The organism is Paenibacillus sp. GCM10027630 (assembly GCF_042676305.1).
Classification (GTDB): Bacteria; Bacillota; Bacilli; order Paenibacillales; family NBRC-103111; genus Paenibacillus_S.
On the sequence record NZ_JBHTGY010000015.1, the window covers coordinates 183,708 to 199,948 of the forward strand.

At 45.5% G+C, this 16,241-nt stretch carries 14 protein-coding genes; 8 read left to right on the plus strand and 6 right to left on the minus strand.

Annotated elements, in window-relative coordinates:
* Window positions 1-63: 63 nt before the first annotated feature.
* The 3 genes from ACFQ0C_RS08520 (at window position 64) to ACFQ0C_RS08530 (ending at window position 6,326) form a co-directional block, all read left to right on the plus strand.
* A complete protein-coding gene (locus ACFQ0C_RS08520) occupies window positions 64-3,885 on the plus strand; it encodes a response regulator (RefSeq protein ID WP_379365811.1) in 3,822 nt (1,273 codons plus the stop codon).
* 183 nt (window positions 3,886-4,068) lie between these two features.
* Window positions 4,069-4,794, plus strand: coding sequence for a response regulator transcription factor (locus ACFQ0C_RS08525; RefSeq protein ID WP_258215332.1), 726 nt, complete (start codon window positions 4,069-4,071; stop codon window positions 4,792-4,794).
* Between the two features lie 215 nt (window positions 4,795-5,009).
* Window positions 5,010-6,326 carry a putative bifunctional diguanylate cyclase/phosphodiesterase gene (locus ACFQ0C_RS08530; protein WP_379365814.1) on the plus strand — a complete coding sequence of 439 codons (1,317 nt, stop codon included), beginning with the start codon at window positions 5,010-5,012 and terminating at the stop codon, window positions 6,324-6,326.
* A gap of 33 nt (window positions 6,327-6,359) precedes the next feature.
* On the opposite strand, the gene ACFQ0C_RS08535 is transcribed toward ACFQ0C_RS08530, so the two are convergent.
* Window positions 6,360-8,627 (minus strand): AAA family ATPase, encoded by a 2,268-nt coding sequence (locus ACFQ0C_RS08535; RefSeq protein ID WP_379365816.1) that lies wholly within the window; start codon window positions 8,625-8,627, stop codon window positions 6,360-6,362.
* A 215-nt stretch (window positions 8,628-8,842) separates the two neighbouring features.
* Between ACFQ0C_RS08535 and ACFQ0C_RS08540 the strand changes: the two genes are divergently transcribed.
* Window positions 8,843-10,450 carry an MDR family MFS transporter gene (locus ACFQ0C_RS08540; RefSeq protein WP_379365818.1) on the plus strand — a complete coding sequence of 536 codons (1,608 nt, stop codon included), beginning with the start codon at window positions 8,843-8,845 and terminating at the stop codon, window positions 10,448-10,450.
* A 71-nt stretch (window positions 10,451-10,521) separates the two neighbouring features.
* Here ACFQ0C_RS08540 and ACFQ0C_RS08545 read toward each other — a convergent pair whose 3' ends face one another.
* Window positions 10,522-11,433, minus strand: coding sequence for an acyl-ACP desaturase (locus tag ACFQ0C_RS08545; RefSeq protein WP_258215328.1), 912 nt, complete (start codon window positions 11,431-11,433; stop codon window positions 10,522-10,524).
* Between the two features lie 230 nt (window positions 11,434-11,663).
* Between ACFQ0C_RS08545 and cspD the strand changes: the two genes are divergently transcribed.
* From cspD to ACFQ0C_RS08560, 3 genes are all read left to right on the plus strand, one after another.
* A complete protein-coding gene (gene cspD / locus ACFQ0C_RS08550; protein WP_166152724.1) occupies window positions 11,664-11,864 on the plus strand; it encodes a cold-shock protein CspD in 201 nt (66 codons plus the stop codon).
* Window positions 11,865-12,064: 200 nt separating this feature from the next.
* The gene (locus ACFQ0C_RS08555) at window positions 12,065-12,265 is read left to right on the plus strand and encodes a cold-shock protein (protein WP_171651966.1); all 201 of its coding nucleotides are present in this window, start codon (window positions 12,065-12,067) and stop codon (window positions 12,263-12,265) included.
* Between the two features lie 224 nt (window positions 12,266-12,489).
* On the plus strand, window positions 12,490-13,239 hold the full coding sequence (locus ACFQ0C_RS08560) for a YwmB family TATA-box binding protein (protein ID WP_379365822.1): 750 nt from the start codon (window positions 12,490-12,492) through the stop codon (window positions 13,237-13,239).
* Window positions 13,240-13,246: 7 nt separating this feature from the next.
* On the opposite strand, the gene mgrA is transcribed toward ACFQ0C_RS08560, so the two are convergent.
* Together mgrA and ACFQ0C_RS08570 are read right to left on the minus strand one after the other, a co-directional pair.
* Window positions 13,247-14,239: an L-glyceraldehyde 3-phosphate reductase gene (gene mgrA / locus ACFQ0C_RS08565; protein ID WP_379365824.1), complete on the minus strand. Its 993-nt coding sequence runs from the start codon at window positions 14,237-14,239 to the stop codon at window positions 13,247-13,249.
* A gap of 57 nt (window positions 14,240-14,296) precedes the next feature.
* On the minus strand, window positions 14,297-14,716 hold the full coding sequence (locus tag ACFQ0C_RS08570; RefSeq protein ID WP_379365826.1) for an HIT family protein: 420 nt from the start codon (window positions 14,714-14,716) through the stop codon (window positions 14,297-14,299).
* 209 nt (window positions 14,717-14,925) lie between these two features.
* On the opposite strand from ACFQ0C_RS08570, the gene ACFQ0C_RS08575 reads away from it, so the two are divergent.
* Window positions 14,926-15,504, plus strand: coding sequence for a guanylate kinase (locus ACFQ0C_RS08575; protein WP_258215324.1), 579 nt, complete (start codon window positions 14,926-14,928; stop codon window positions 15,502-15,504).
* Between the two features lie 179 nt (window positions 15,505-15,683).
* On the opposite strand, the gene ACFQ0C_RS08580 is transcribed toward ACFQ0C_RS08575, so the two are convergent.
* Window positions 15,684-15,914 carry a cold-shock protein gene (locus ACFQ0C_RS08580; protein WP_258215323.1) on the minus strand — a complete coding sequence of 77 codons (231 nt, stop codon included), beginning with the start codon at window positions 15,912-15,914 and terminating at the stop codon, window positions 15,684-15,686.
* An 85-nt stretch (window positions 15,915-15,999) separates the two neighbouring features.
* Window positions 16,000-16,200 carry a cold-shock protein gene (locus tag ACFQ0C_RS08585; protein ID WP_171651867.1) on the minus strand — a complete coding sequence of 67 codons (201 nt, stop codon included), beginning with the start codon at window positions 16,198-16,200 and terminating at the stop codon, window positions 16,000-16,002.
* Window positions 16,201-16,241 lie beyond the last annotated feature (41 nt).

Here is a 16,241-nt window from a genome sequence, read left to right on the forward strand (position 1 = left end):
TATATATTTAGTTTTGTTGAACTTCTCTAACAATTTGTAAACAATTGACCTTAGGGGGATACAATGGCAAACTCCTTGCGTATCAAATGGGTATTATTGCTAGTGGCCATTACTACGATCTGTCTGAGCATTGTCGGTGCGGTGAATTATTCATTAGCGAAAGAAAAGATGATCTCATACATTCAACAGCAGAACCTGACAGCGGTACAGGATAGCTCCAAGCGACTGAACGATTGGTTGAACCTCCGCTATGCTGAAGCCAAAGTTATTAGCCGCACCAATATTATGAAAAAAGGCACTCTTGAAGAAAAGCTCGACTATCTTCGTCAGGAAGTCGTCTACTCCGATAATATTTATTTTTCAGCGGGTATTTCCGACTTACAAGGCAACCTGAATTTAACGAATGGGGATACCGTTAATATAGCCGGCGACATTAATTTTCAAATTGCCCGCAACGGGCAAGGGAAAATTTCCGATCCCTTTTTCCGAAAGACTACACATGAATACATCTTTACTATTCTTTTACCTGTGTGGGATGACTCTGGCAATATGATCTGTTTAATGGAGATTGTTCTGGATGCTCAGAATGTGTTTAGCGAGCAGTTGAAAACGGATGATCCTAACCTGAAAGACAGAGTTACCTTGATGCATACGGACTCAACTGTACTGTACAGTGGAAATAAGGAGCTTGTGTTGAAAAGGAACTACCTTCGGGACTTCCCAGAGCTGGGTCCGGCATATAAAGAAATCATCGATAAGGGGTCAGGCTTCCAGACCATTAGTTTCGAAGGAATACCCTTGCTGTTATTTTATTCTAAGGTGGCTAATTCCCCTTGGTATCTATTGCTCAACATCCCGCAATCCAGCTTGAATAAGCCTCTTGAATCCCTGTTCTTCTCAACGGTCGGGCTAATCGCCTTGATGGAGCTTGTTCTGGCAAGCTTAATTTATTATGTTTTCAACTATATGATCATCAGGCGAATTCACGAGCTGCTGATTGTAACGGAGGCCGTAGCCGGAGGAAATCTGTCCGTGGCCGCCATAGAAACCAAAAGCAGAGATGAACTCGGCCTGCTGTCCCTGTCTGTTAACGAAATGACTCAAAACTTACGAGATTTATTCGAACCGTTCGAATCCTTTGTAGAGACGAATCAATTGGCTATGATTGTTTTGGACAAGGAGTTTCAGGTAATTTCCTTAAATGCTACGGCAGAGAAAATGCTCGGTTATCGAGCGCGTGAGGTGGTCCAGCAGGAGACCCCTCTGCTCTGGCATGATCCGGTTCAATTAAGAGAACGAGCTGCCGCTTACTCCGTTGATTTGGGTATACCTGTGGAGCCGGATTGTTCAGTGCTTGCCGCAAAGCCGCTGCGTAAAATAGAGATGGATCAAGACTGGACCTTCATCCGATCCAATGGGTCGCGCCTTCCTGTTTCCCTGAATGTGAGCCTCATGACGCATCCCGACGGATCGCTCAAAGGTTTTGTTATGCTTGCCCGTGACATGAGCCCATTTATTCAAGCGACGGAAACGAGCAACCGGCTTTTGCATATTTTGGATGCAGCCCAGGATTTTATCGCCTCCTTTGATCTTAAAGGCAATATGTTCTACATCAATGCAGCCGGTAAACGTCTTCTTGGAATCGAGATTTTGGACGAGGATTCTCGCTTGATCGGCAATTATTTACAAACGGAGATGTCGATTCAGCTTGCAGAGGGATTGGTTATTGCCCAAAAGCTCGGACACTGGGAAGGCGAAACGGAGTTTGTGACCCAAAGCGGCGGCTGCATCATAACCTCCCAGGTTATTGTAGCCCACAAGCCTTCCGATGGCGGGGATGTATTCTTTTCGACTATCGTGCGGGATATTATGGAGCAAAAGCATATCCAATCCGAACTGCTTCAAGCCAAGGAAGCTGCAGATAGCGCCAACCAAGCCAAAAGCATGTTCCTTGCCAGTATGAGCCATGAAATCAGAACCCCGCTCAACGGTATTACGGGGCTTTCTTACTTGATGCAGCAAACGAAGCTCACTGATATACAGCGGGATTATCAAAGTAAAATTTCCAGCTCCGCCCAAACGCTGCTGCAAGTCATCAATGACATTTTGGATTTCTCCAAGATTGAAGCGAATAAGCTTACTTTGGAAAAAGCCAGCTTCCAGCTGGATGAATCGATTCGCAAGCTCAACAGCACGTTAAGCGTCCTGCTCGGCCACAAGCCGATAGATATGATAATTCGAATAGAAGGCGAGATGCCGGCTGTTCTAATCGGGGATACACTTCGCCTGGAGCAAATTTTATTAAACCTGATTAGCAATGCGATCAAGTTTACGGACAGCGGGCACGTTGCCCTGCTTATTAGAATTGTTGAGCATAAAGATGGGGAGGCAGCAATTCGTTTCTCGGTTACTGACACCGGTATCGGCATGACACCCGAGCAAATGAAGCTGCTGCTTCAACCTTTCATGCAGGCAGACCAATCGACAAGCCGTAAATTCGGGGGGACAGGGCTTGGATTAATCATTTCCAAAAATATGATTGAAATGATGGGAGGCACCCTGTCCATTGAGAGTGAACCGGGTATCGGAAGCAGCTTCACCTTTACAATTCGATTCATTAGTCCCAATCCGAGCCGTAAACATATATTCCCACTTGCGAAAAATCAGGATGATTTTCGCGTTCTCATCGTAGAAGACTCACAAGAGCTTAGGACAAGTCTTTCCATGATGGTCAGCAGTCTCTCATTACAAGCAGAGTCCTCTGCTAGCTGGACCCATGCGCTAAACCGTCTGGAATGGGAGCCTTCGCCTGTTCACGCCTTGCTGTTGGATATGGAAGCCGGGGATATGTATGGGGAGGAAACATGGCTGCAGATGAAACAGGCCGCTAATCGTCGCGAGGCACTCACGATCATATATACGACCCTTGCAGGGCGTGATGCGCTGCAGCGTTTGCCGGACAATCAAAGACCTGACGCTATTCTTGTCAAACCGGTAAGCCGCTTGGAGCTGTATCATTCAATCGCCGCCCTTCAGGTCCGTTACAAAGAGGGAAGTCCTGTACAACCTAAGCTGCCCGGACCCTTAAGACCACTCACTGGCCATATTCTGCTCATAGAAGATCAGGCTATTAACCAAACAGTGGCCATAGCCATGCTGGAAGCACTAGGAGTTTCCGTTACGGTAGCCAGTCACGGCTTGGAAGCTCTCGAATTGCTGCCTGTGCATAATTTTGATCTGATTTTGACCGATATTCATATGCCTGAGCTGGACGGGATAGCGACAACAGAACAAATACGTCTGAATGAGCGGTATGCGCATACGCCGATTATTGCGTTAACAGCCGATGTCACGAACGCTCAGCATGAGCAATGCCTCCGCGTTGGCATGAACGGCGTTCTAACCAAGCCGCTGGAGCTGGATTTGCTTGCAGCCGCTTTGTCCGAATGGCTGCCACAGCAGCCTTCTCCCTCGGCTGCTCCGATAGAAGCCAATTACGACAGTTTGCCGGAGTTGAAAGGTATTGATATTCAGGAAGCGGTCCGGAGATTGGATGGCAGGATAGAGATCATCGTGAAGCTGCTGGCTCTTTTTCGTAAGGAGCATGACCAGACTGCCTCCAAATTGTTGCACTACATTAACGAAGGGCAATTAATCGAAGCTAAACGATTGTCCCACTCCCTACGAGGAGCGGCCAGCAATCTTGGCATGAAAAAAGTATTTGCCACAGCCAGTGCACTGGAATTGTCTATAGACGAGGCAGACTCCTTGCATTTTGTTCCATTGTGCAATGAATTAGAAATTCGACTTCATGAGGTTTTCTCAAGTATCGACAAGAAAACATCCATCGAAGCACTGCGAGGATGGGCTCTCTCCAAGTCTTAACAACCTGGCTATCAAATGTTTGCTAATACTTTCCAAATATTCTAACAAAATGGCTTATAGACGTACTCAAATCTGCACGATATAATACTTTTAGGTATATAGACACGGTAAATATTAGCAAAATATTAGCGTTTCAGACCATTGTATAGAATACTCAAATCCGCACTCAAGAGGTGTCTGAACATGCAGAAAGTGTTAATTATAGAAGATGATACAATTATTGGAGAAATGCTGAAGCTTTATTTGAGCGAAGAAAATTTCAACGTACAGCGGGTAGAGACGGGGCAGGAGAGCTTCGATGCTTTGGAAACCTTTGTTCCTGATGTGATTTTGCTGGATCTCATTCTTCCAGATATGGATGGTGCTGACCTATGCAAGCTGCTTCGCCATCAGACTCATGTTCCCATTCTGGTTATTTCTATGAAAACCAAGGTCACAGATCGAATTCAAGCCTTATCCTCTGGAGCTGATGACTACTTATGCAAGCCATTCAGCATGCAGGAGCTAAAAGCTAGAATCATCGCTCAGCTAAGGCGTTCCTCACCGCAGACGGCATTTGCACCGGCATTCATAGCAGCAGCTTCATCAAGCCCAACGGCAACAATAAGCTCCAACGCGCAGTGGCTGCAGCTTGACTTGGAGCGCCGGGCACTAATCGTCAATGATGAGGTCGTCGAAATCACTTTCTCCGAGTTTGAGATTATGAAACTATTTTACAGCTTTCCTGGCAAAGTATTTAGCCGCGACGAATTAATCAATGCCATCCGCGGGATTGATTCCTATGTGAATGAGCGCTCGATTGATGTTCATATCACGAACCTTCGAAAGAAAATTGAGTATAACCCCAGACAACCCCAGCATATCAAAACGGTTTGGGGAGTCGGCTACAAATTCGAGCTATTGCCTTAAGATGCATCGATTCATTCAACAGCCTTGTCTTCTCCTCTTATCAAGAGGGCGGACAAGGCTGTTCTTATGTCCGGCTCCCGGTCCGTTAATTATTTGAAAGATTAATACTCCATAAAAAGAAATCACTTAACTTTGCTCATACTTTCAACCCATAATCTGAAGAAGAAAATATCATACGATCATTGTTCCTTTACGGATCAGGAGGTTTGAACCCCATGTCTTGGCTGCAAATCATTACAAGCTTGGCGCGAAATTTTAGCGATATGTCTAAGTCCAACACCAGAACATCGGCTGAAAAGCTCCAGAGCTACATGAACAACTCTGAAAAAACAGCCATTTGCATTATTCATATCATTAATTTCCAGCATAGCTATCCCTTCGGTCAGGATCTGATAAAAAGTGTGTGCACACGGATCAATAGCCTCATTCCCCAATGTTTTATCACTCATTTACGAGAGAATGAAATCATATGCAGCCTTGCGACGTCGGGGGATTCCGAGCACATCCTCGCAGAAGCTGCGAGGATCCGCAATAAATTATGCGAGCCCATCGCGGTTCGAAATCGTACCATGCATCTTACTGTGAATTTAGGGATAGCTGTGCAGAAGGACGTGGAGACAGCCGAAGTACTTATACATCATGCGGATATAGCTCTCCGTTGTACCAAAGAACAAGGACAGCCACCCGTAATGATGTACGACGTAAATCTGCTGCAGAAGCAGATTTACCGTACAAAGCTGGAAGAAGGACTGCTGCAAGCTGTATCGAACAATGAGCTCGAGCTTCACTTTCAACCCCAATTTAATATACAAACGGGCAAAGTTCGTGGCTTCGAAGCGCTTCTTCGCTGGCAGCATCCCAAGCTAGGTGCTGTTTCTCCCGGGGATTTCATACCTGTTGCCGAAGAAAACGGGACTATTCTACCCATCGGATTATGGGTACTGCGGCGCGCTTGCGAGTCGTATCAAGCATTGCTAATGAGCCCTTTTCCTGACGCAGTAATAAGTGTCAACATATCCGCATTACAGCTTAGCGATAGTTATTTCCCTAAGCATGTCTCACAAATATTGTCGGAAACTGGCTTGCCGCCACATCTACTTGAGCTTGAAATTACTGAAAGCATGCTTATTACATCCATAGATGCTGCAAACATTCGGTTGATGGAGCTAACACAACTCGGTGTACGTATCGCTTTGGACGATTTTGGAACCGGATATTCTTCACTTCATTATTTGAACCGGCTGCCGCTCCATCTGGTGAAGCTGGATAAATCATTTATTCGTGATATTGGTAAAAATAATGAAGGGAGGATTACCAAATCGATTATACGACTTGTTCAAGATCTCGATATTCAAACCGTTGCGGAAGGCATAGAATCTTACGATCAATTGTATCTGCTCAAAACATGGAAATGCGATATCGTTCAAGGCTTTCTACTTAGCAAGCCACTTCGGGAGCAAGAAATTGCTGCATTTATTACCAAACACACATCTGTAACTGAGAATGCTTTTTCAGCGTCTTCTCCTTCATAGCCTGATTTCAGAGGTTTCAAATTCCAAGTTTATTTAGAAAAAATCCAGCTCATCTCTGGTCATTAGCTTTCCGGTTTTCAAAAGCTCGTGTTTTACTGCTAGAAGAAGATGCTTCATTAGAATCGGTGTTCCTGCATCAGCCGCCAAGAAAGCAGCTGAAACTGCAATATTTTTAATACCGCCACCGGCAATGGAAAATTTACTGGCTATCAGCTTGAAATCAACATCATCCCCGATAGGCGCTTCCTTCGGAAACATAGAACGCCATATTTTCTCCCGATAATCCGCATCAGGGAATGGAAACTTGATGATGTAATTAATACGTCGAATGAAGGCTTCATCAATATTGCCCAACAAGTTGGTGGCAAGTACCGATATGCCGTCGTACTCCTCCATCTTTTGAAGCAAATAGGCCGTTTCAATGTTCGCATATTTATCGTGAGAATCCTTGACTTCAGAGCGTTTACCGAATAAGGCATCCGTCTCATCGAAGAACAGTATGGCATTGCTAAGACGGGCTTCATGAAATATTTCATGGAGATTTTTTTCCGTTTCCCCAATATATTTGCTTATAACTTGCGACAAGTCGATTTTGTAGAGCTCCAGCTGCAGCTCTTGGGCCACCACCTGTGCGGACATCGTCTTCCCCGTCCCAGGAGGACCGGCAAACAGCATGCTTAGGCCTTTACCATAAGCCAGCTTGCGCTCAAACCCCCATTGTCCGTAAACGACACTGCGGTATTTCATTTGGTTACACGCATTGCGGAGCTGCTCCTTTTGCTCCCCTGGCAGTATTACATCCTCCCAAGTGTACTTCGCTTGGATACGAGAAGCTTTCTTCTCCAAGCGGTGCTGCACCTGCATGAAGCAAGCCTTATACAGTGCCTGCTCATCAATGTCGCTATACGCCTCAGAATTCACAGCAGCTAACCTGCCTGCACGGGTCCATTCCGTAAAGCTCTGCGCAAGCGAGATCGCCCGCTTAATTTGCCCCGCAGTGAACCGGAACTTATCGCCGATCACCCGCCAATCTACAGAATCGGAGAAGATTCTGGCTTCAGCGGCGAAGCTCTTCCATAGAGCTTCACGCTCCTCGGTCTCAGGCACCTTCAGCTCCAAATCAATCACCCAGCGGTCCTTCATATCCGCCGAAAGCTTAATCTGTTTGTCAGCGAGCAGGAAAAGAAGCCCGCCATAGCTATTCAAGCTGTGCAAAAACGAGCGCAGCTTATGCCGGGCAGCCGCATCCGGCTCCTCCGGAAACAGTGCTTCCATATGCGTGAAGCAAAGCACTGCCTGCTGCAGGATAGCTTCACGCAGCACATCATCGAGCAGCTCCGCAAACGGCCGCTCCGCAAGCAGCATGCCGGCCACATCGGCTATTAGCGCCGATTTGCCAAAGGCATGGCAGCAATGCTTCGCGTGCAGCGTCTTCCCGGAGCCCGACGGGCCCCAGATGTGGAACGCAAGCCGCTTGCGCGTTGCCCTCTCAGGCGTGTACATGCCGCGCACGAACGTCTGAAGCTGCTCCTGAAGCGCCTCATCAACGCGTAGAGGCTCTAACGGGCTGCCGCTGTTGAAACGCTGCGTTACGCGCTTAACGGAGTCTGACGGCTCAGAGGCGATGCCGTCAAGCAATAAGCGCACCATCCGCCGATTAAGCACAATCGGCTGGGAGAGGAATGATTTCGCAGTATCCGCCTCATCCTTATACAGAAAATATTTCGACAATGGGCTCGACATCGCAAGCGCGTCCCTTACTTCAAGCATGTCTGCGGCATTTCGACAATATAACTGAATCAGTAAACCGGCATTGGGATGCTTGCAGGTCAAATCATCTTGCAGAAACCCGAAAACCCGTTCATACTTACGATCCAGTTCAACCGCCAACGCAACCATTAAGAAGTCCCGCTCCTGTGCACGCAGTCCAAATGTGTGTGCAACCGTTTGAAGCGGCAAATTAACGCCAGCGTTAACGCTAACAGCTATTCTGTGTGCAATCGCCCTCTCCAAATCTTCCAGCTGCTCCAGCAACGCCGCTGCCTCAGGATCGTTTGCCCAATCATTTTCCATCCCTGCTATTAAGCCCAGGAATTCCTCCTCCGACACGAACATCCCCTGATACGGATCATCTCTCCAAGCATCCATGCGCTTTTTTCTGCTGTAATACAGCCTTTGAAGCCTATAATCAAGAAGCCGCAATTCATCTGCGTAGTGCTCCCAACCATTAGCATAGCCTTGTCCATCCCACTGTTTTTCATCCTCAGCTGTGATCATTCCGCTCAATCTTTCGCTATTCATATAACTCCTCTAAAGTTAGAATGTGGGTAAAATCGGTTAAAAACAACGTATACTACCATTTCCTTCATCTTATCAGACATTCATACATCAGAGAAGACAGGCTTTTCCATTCATTATCTGCAGTCCCCTCTGCCAAAATAATCCGTAATCTCTTACATTGCATCTTCTACTTCTTATAAGGAAACGCTACAAGTACTGACAGGAGGAAATTAGCTATGGAAATTTCACAAGGCTCTGAAGCCGTCTCAAAAGGATCTGAAACGAAGCGTGGACTGTTGATCACAGGTTTAATTATTGCCATGCTATTCGCAGCGTTAGACGGGACCATCGTAGGTACCGCCATGCCGCGGATTGTTGGAGAATTGGGTGGATTGAGCGTCATGGCTTGGCTAACGACCGCCTACATGCTAAGTTCAACCACGGTAGTTCCTATTGCAGGTAAGCTGGCCGATTTATTAGGACGAAGAGTGGTCTATATGACCGGACTTATAGTATTTATGCTGGCCTCAGCGCTTTGCGGTATGTCCCAAACCATAACACAGTTAATTTGGTACCGTACCCTTCAGGGTGTGGGGGGCGGAATTATGATGCCAATGGCCATGATTATTATAGGTGACTTATTTACCGGTAAACAGCGTGCGAAATGGCAAGGGGTTTTTGGGGCAATCTACGGTTTAGCTTCCGTCATTGGACCTCAGGTGGGAGGTTGGATTGTAGACTCACTTAATTGGCGGTGGGTGTTTTATATTAATCTTCCGGTAGGGCTTCTAGCCGTTGTTTTTATTGCCCTTGGTTTAAAAAGCATACGGGCAACGGGCCCGATCCGTTTCGACTTCAGCGGGATGATTACCATGATCCTGGGTGTGGTGCCCTTGCTGTTAGCTCTAACCTTCGGAGGCAAGCAGTACGCTTGGGGCTCTTGGCAAATCCTTGGCATGATAGGGGTTTCCATAATTTCTATAATTGCTTTCATTCGCATTGAATCCAGAGCTAGCGAAGCGATCTTACCTATGCGTTTATTCAAAAACCGTACCTTCTCCATCATCAACGGCATTGGATTTCTAATGGCTGTCGGGATGTTCGGAGCGATCATGTTTGTTCCGTTGTTTATGCAAGGGATCGTTGGTATTAGTGCATCGGCTTCCGGAACCGTCATGACGCCTATGATGGTTACCATGATTATAGCCAGCGTAATAGGCGGTCAGATTGTACAAAAGATAGGCGTTCGTTTCCAAATGACGTTGGGTATGATCATAATGGCAGCGGGCTTTGTTCTTTTGGGTACATTAAGCATGAATACGACTAAACTGACTGCATCCTCTTATATGATGGTTATAGGGTTAGGTATTGGGCTTGTTATGCCAATTCTTACTTTAGCGCTTCAAGAAAGCTTTCCCAAAACCGAGCTCGGCGTCGTAACGTCTTCCAGCCAGTTTTTTCGGCAAATCGGCGGGACGTTCGGCATGACTATCCTTGGGACCGTTATGAATTACCGATCTGATCATGAGCTGAGCGACAAGCTTGTTCCGGTACTGCAGCAATTGCCAGCCGAAGCGCGCGGCTTTGCCGACAAAATGACTTCGATGATTCACTCCGATCCGCAAGGCCTCTACTCGTTGCTGCTCAACCCAGCTTCATTGGCAGAATTACCGCAAGCCATTGTTCAGAAGATCGTACCTATTCTAAAAATTTCATTAGTGGATTCTCTTCACAGCGTCTTTCAGATCGCCTTGGTCTTCGTCATATTAGGTGCTCTGCTAACCCCATTTCTAGGCCGAATTCAGCTAACGGATCACAAAAAAACAGAGAAAGCCGTTGAATAGGAATTGCGGCTGCCTCCCTTTGATTCCTGGGACGGCCACGCGGTCGTCCTTTTCCATTCCACTGACATTAACTAACTTGCACCTTTAATTGCCAATCGCTCGCTGATCCTTTTCAGCTTGCTGTGATAGATAAGCAGATCCTGCTTGGCTGCCTCTGACTCACTGCGGCTTGGCTGAAGCTTTTCAATCGCCCAGAATTGAATTAAATAATCGAAGACTTGGTTAAAATAAGATACAGGCCCATAATTAGCCTCTTTTGATATCATTTCCATCCGCTCTTTGAACTGTGGCATCTCTTTGCCAGGCATAGCAAAACTCGTCATCGCCTTATGTATATAATAAACGAAGTTATGATCTACCCCGAGATACCCCTTTACAGCGTCGCGATAAAAAGCAAAATGCAGCGTTTCATCCTTCGCAATTCTTCTAAGAAGTTTGGCCAGCCGTGGATCATACGGAGTAGCTGCTTTTGCTACATTATTGTAAAACACCATCGTAGCCAGCTCCTGGATCGCGGTATAAACCATCGTTTCCATTGCGGTGTCAAAATCAGGCACAAACCCTGCTTCCACAACTCCTTTACGGAGACGGTGAAGCTCATGAGGATCTGCATTTCGTGTAATAATCAAGTAAGTTTCCAGCAAAGACGAATGCTGGTCCTCTTCCGAAACCCAGGTATGGACAAAATCCTGCAAAACCTGCAAAGAGCCTTTAAAGGTGACGGCTAAATGGTGGTAAAAGAAGGGAAGGTTGACTTCTGTCAGAAGGGAGGTTTCTACTGCGGTATAAATGGATAAGGGGAGTTTCCGCTGCTCCGGGGCCCATGGCTCATCTATAAAACTGCGTCCCAATTCCCACGGGATAAACTCATGATAGCTCCAATCGATACTTGCTGCCCGCTCACGATGTTGTCTATATAATTCCGTTAAAAAAGGCTCTAATTTAGGATCAAATACGTTCAATTTGTAGTTTTCTGTCGGCATTAGCGGCCTCCTTTAATCGCTTAACATTACAGGTAAAATTAAGCCAAGTCAAATGTTAATTTGTTGTGATAACTTGTAAAATGTGGTATCATTACGTTATACACATTCGTATTTGAATTCACATATTAGAAAGGGTTATCAATTCGATTTTTGGGGTAATCTTTCTAATGTGTGAATTTTTTGTTCATGCATATAAAAATGAGTAAAAGCTATTGGAGGTTTTTAAGAAGATGGAAACAGGTACAGTGAAATGGTTTAATGCAGAAAAGGGTTTCGGTTTTATTGAAGTTGAAGGCGGCAAAGATGTATTCGTACACTTTAGCGCAATTACAGGGGACGGATACAAATCCCTTGAAGAAGGACAACGCGTACAATTTAACGTTGTTCAAGGCAATCGCGGACCACAAGCTGAAAACGTTGTGAAACTGTAAGGTTTCATCAGAGGGAGAGAACTGCTCGTCCGGGCAGTTCTTTTTCAGTGACAAGTAACGTATATATAAAGGGCTCCGCTTTACCTCGATAAACGAGAACGTCCCTTTTAAGGAACGTTTCATCCGCTATCTTGCTCTTGACCATCGCTAAAAATCCTTACAATGGAATTCGCACCGCACAAACCGAAGGAGGGTTCATCTTGTATTTTTCTAAGAAAACCATGGAACCGGTTCAGGAAGAACAGACATCCGTTTGGATGTGCAGTAAAGAAGGATGCTCATGCTGGATGCGTGAAAACTTCTCACTTGAGAAAAGTCCGCTATGTCCTATATGTCATTCCGAGATGGTCAAGGATACAAAGATGCTTCCCTTACTTTTCAATCATCACAAAACCCATTAAAATGCCGCAGCTTTCGGGCTGCGACCATACAAGGATAAACGGCTGCGCCGTCCTCTCCAGGACGAGCGCGTTTGTCATAGTTGAGCGAATCCGCTCGACTGGAAAAAGCACTAACCGCAGGCGGCTAGTGCTTTTTTTTTCGTACAAACCGTAAGTATACTTCCGGCCGCTTCTGTCAATGCTTATTAGTAGATTGATAGATTTGAAACCGGGGGATAATTACTATGAATCGGATGACCAAATACAGTCTACTCATCTTACTTGCAATAGGAACAGCTGTAAGTCTATGGACTATACACGCGGATGCAGCTAATCAAGATCTCGAACGCTTGCTTCCTTTATCCAAGCAAATTATCGCCTCCTCCGATAGAAAAGTGATCATCAAGCATACAGACAGTTACCAATCATTCACTAATAAAGAAAGCTTTGCTCAAATTGGCCGAAAGGTTAGCACACAACTAAATATTCCTGTCAGCAGCGAGATCATTGAGGAACGGGATCATCTACTCTATCAGGCTAAAACTACCGATTTGGAAGGAATCGAAACAACTCTTCTATTTATTGGCTTCCCCAACGGATCCACCGAACTCATAATAAGTGCAGAAACGAGCCGCCCGCAGGATACGGTTCCCATCATGAAGGTTCAAAAGCAATTAACGGAAAAACTTACAGCTATCGGGATTAAGCCTAACTGGAATATCATGATTCAAGGCTCTGCAGTCATAAGCTCGTCAATCAAGGAACAAGAAGCATCGCTGGAGCCCTCATTCGCCAAACAACTGCAAGCTCAAAAGGTTACTAGGTATGAGGATGCCGGAAGCCTCAGTATTTCTTATTACTCCCCCAAAATAAGCCATTCCACAGCAGAGGGAGACAAAGAAAAGATGAACCTCCAAGTGGCGGTTCACCGAAATTCGATTACGCAGCAGCAGCGGATTACCATTGGCTCTCCTGCGATTTCGATAGAATATTAATAGGCTATTATTTCTTCAGAATAGCCTCGATAGAAGCTAATTCCTCTGCGCTAAAGTCAAGCCCGCTAATTGCGGCGACTGCATCTTCAATCTGGCTCACTCTGCTGGCTCCAATTAATGCGGAAGTCACTCTACCGCCACGCAGGACCCAAGCTAAAGCCATCTGCGAAAGCTTTTGACCACGTTTCTCAGCTATATCAGTTAAGCTGCGGATTTTCGCCATAACTTCGTCGGTTAAATCCTCCGGCTTCAAGAATACGCTCTGTCCTCCAGCCCTGGAATCCTTTGGAATTCCGTGTAAATAACGGTCGGTCAGCATGCCTTTGGCAAGCGGAGAGAAAGCAATACTTCCCACGCCTTCCTCGTCCAGCACATCCAACAGGCCATTCTCAACCCATCTATCGAGCATCGAATATCTTGGTTGATGGATCAAGCAAGGTGTCCCCAGCTGCTTCAAGATACGGACGGCATCTTTAGTCTGCTCTGCACTGTAGTTAGAGAGTCCCACATAGAGCGCTTTCCCTTGACGAACTACCAAGTCCAGCGCTCCCATGGTTTCTTCGAGTGGTGTATTCGGATCAGGACGGTGATGATAGAAAATATCAACATAATCGAGCTTCATCCGCTTAAGACTTTGATCCAAGCTAGAGATCAGATATTTCTTGGAGCCCCATTCCCCGTAGGGTCCTGGCCACATGTAATATCCCGCTTTGGAAGATATAATAATTTCATCCCGGTATGGAGCGAAATCATCCTGAATAATTTTGCCAAACATCTCCTCAGCACTTCCAGGAGGGGGTCCGTAGTTATTGGCCAAGTCGAAATGAGTTATTCCCAAATCGAAGGCCCGGCGCACCATCGCTCTGCCGTTCTCAAACACATCCACACCACCGAAGTTATGCCACAATCCCAACGATATGGCCGGAAGCTTCAATCCGCTGCGGCCGCAATGACGGAACTTCATTTCCTCATATCTTTGACTGTTTGCTGTATAAGTCATGTCTTCTCGATCCTCCTTAGCCAAACTAATGTCTAAATCAAGCCCTGCCTCTAAATCTTATAAGTGCTGCTTAATTTTGCTAATAACTTCTTCATATTCTGCATCAGTAAGCTGCTTATTATCCGCAGGGCTCATCTCAAACATCTTGCCCCATGCCGCTCCATCTTTATATTTAGGAACTATGTGAAAATGCACATGCGGCATCGTATCACCAAATGCACCATAGTTGATTTTGTCCGGCGAGAATGCCTGTTCAATCGCTTTCGCAACTTGTGCAACATCCCGCATATAGGCGTCCTGTTTGTCCTGGGACAGGTGGAAAAATTCAGTTTGGTGATCATTTAATGCTACGATACAGCGCCCCCTGTAGGTTTGCTCCCTAAATAAAAACAACGTAGAAACTCTTAGCCTGCCAATTTCAATCATAATCTTTTCTTGTCTCTCATCCTGAGCGCAGTAAATACAATCTTGGGACATTGATTATCTCTCCTGTCAAATAGGTTTTGTACTGCTATGTAGGGCCAATTCACCGCAATGGATCTCATACTCCATACTAGTCAACTACTGCTATTTTGTCCATAACATACTTTTTAGCCAAATAAATAGATTTAATTTTCTGACTATTTGATCTATAATAGAGTTAGTACTAGAGTTACTCTTCACATTTAAAACTAGGAGGGGTTCTCATGAACGGAAATTTTGAAAACGGTACCATTTTTGTATTTGTAGGCACCAGCGGTTCCGGCAGAAAAACAATTGCCCACCAGATCGGCAAAGAATTAGGCTTCCAGTTCGTGATATCCCATACTACAAGAGATCCTCGCCCCAGAGAAACACATGGGAAAGATTATTACTTTACTTCCAGGAAGGAATTTATTGAAGCCGATATTCGTGGGGAGTTCATACAGACGGTCGAGCTCGATAATCATTTCTATGGCATTAAAAAAGCAGATATCACAGCAGCGTTGAAAGCGAGCCCGGTTATCTACGTAATTGTTAATCGATCTGGAGCCAACAAACTAAAGTATGAATTCGGAGATAAAGCTATTCGACTATTCATTTATGTTAACAAACAATTGATCCAGGAAAGACTGCAAGCCAAGGCTGTATCTGATGAAATCATCAGGCACTATATGGACCATTATATTGAAGAGGTCTCTTACCGTAAAGACTGTGAGCATGTGTTCGAAAACCTCGATTTGGATGAAACCAAAGCACGTATTAAACATTCGATCCTTGCTCATTTACCGGCAACGACGAGTTAATGAAGTATCGGAGCTCCCCTCCTAGAAACTTTCAGGGGCAGCTCCTTTTTTGCGTACAAAATATCCCCACAAAGTGGGGTTTTGCTTCGAAGTTGATCAGATACTTTGCGGGGAGCCCCTAACATACAACAAAACCGCTTTCCGTCTAATACTGGAACAAGCGGTTATCAGGTCAGCGGCTACAGAATCTGCACGCCTTTCTTAATCGATTTCAAATCGCGGTTTGTGTTGACAAGAAGCGGAAGCATCTTCACGCTGCTCTCCATCAAGGAATTACATTGATGACAAGTAGGCACGTATTCGAATGCAAAGTTATCCCGCATCCATCCGTTGCAACCTTCTTTCGAGCATGACCAAATGGCAGTATTCTCCTCCGGAAGATCCTCTAACGATTTTCTTCGATAGTACATGGTTAGCCTCCCTTTTGATTGCACAACCAAAAAAGAAAAAACTGCCCTCAACGCATGTTAAGGGCAGTCGGTTTCTACTGTAATATTACAGTTTTACAACGTTCTCAGCTTGAGGTCCGCGGTTGCCTTGAACCACGTTGAATTGAACGCGTTGACCTTCGTCCAAGGATTTGAAGCCTTCGCCAGTGATTGCGCTGAAATGTACGAATACGTCATTTCCGCCTTCAACTTCGATAAAACCAAATCCTTTTTCTGCGTTAAACCATTTCACTGTTCCTGTTTGCATTGTAAATACCTCCAAAATTAAATTAACATGATCCTTTTATT

What these genes read in the sequence shown, in the direction of transcription:
- ACFQ0C_RS08585 (WP_171651867.1), bottom strand. Translation starts at nt 16,200, where the DNA reads ATGCAAACAGGAACAGTGAAATGGTTTAACGCAGAAAAAGGATTTGGT.
- ACFQ0C_RS08540 (WP_379365818.1), top strand. Translation starts at nt 8,843, where the DNA reads ATGGAAATTTCACAAGGCTCTGAAGCCGTCTCAAAAGGATCTGAAACG.
- ACFQ0C_RS08545 (WP_258215328.1), bottom strand. Translation starts at nt 11,433, where the DNA reads ATGCCGACAGAAAACTACAAATTGAACGTATTTGATCCTAAATTAGAG.
- ACFQ0C_RS08580 (WP_258215323.1), bottom strand. Translation starts at nt 15,914, where the DNA reads ATGTACTATCGAAGAAAATCGTTAGAGGATCTTCCGGAGGAGAATACT.
- ACFQ0C_RS08570 (WP_379365826.1), bottom strand. Translation starts at nt 14,716, where the DNA reads ATGTCCCAAGATTGTATTTACTGCGCTCAGGATGAGAGACAAGAAAAG.
- ACFQ0C_RS08520 (WP_379365811.1), top strand. Translation starts at nt 64, where the DNA reads ATGGCAAACTCCTTGCGTATCAAATGGGTATTATTGCTAGTGGCCATT.
- ACFQ0C_RS08535 (WP_379365816.1), bottom strand. Translation starts at nt 8,627, where the DNA reads ATGAATAGCGAAAGATTGAGCGGAATGATCACAGCTGAGGATGAAAAA.
- ACFQ0C_RS08525 (WP_258215332.1), top strand. Translation starts at nt 4,069, where the DNA reads ATGCAGAAAGTGTTAATTATAGAAGATGATACAATTATTGGAGAAATG.
- ACFQ0C_RS08575 (WP_258215324.1), top strand. Translation starts at nt 14,926, where the DNA reads ATGAACGGAAATTTTGAAAACGGTACCATTTTTGTATTTGTAGGCACC.
- ACFQ0C_RS08530 (WP_379365814.1), top strand. Translation starts at nt 5,010, where the DNA reads ATGTCTTGGCTGCAAATCATTACAAGCTTGGCGCGAAATTTTAGCGAT.
- mgrA (WP_379365824.1), bottom strand. Translation starts at nt 14,239, where the DNA reads ATGACTTATACAGCAAACAGTCAAAGATATGAGGAAATGAAGTTCCGT.
- ACFQ0C_RS08560 (WP_379365822.1), top strand. Translation starts at nt 12,490, where the DNA reads ATGAATCGGATGACCAAATACAGTCTACTCATCTTACTTGCAATAGGA.
- cspD (WP_166152724.1), top strand. Translation starts at nt 11,664, where the DNA reads ATGGAAACAGGTACAGTGAAATGGTTTAATGCAGAAAAGGGTTTCGGT.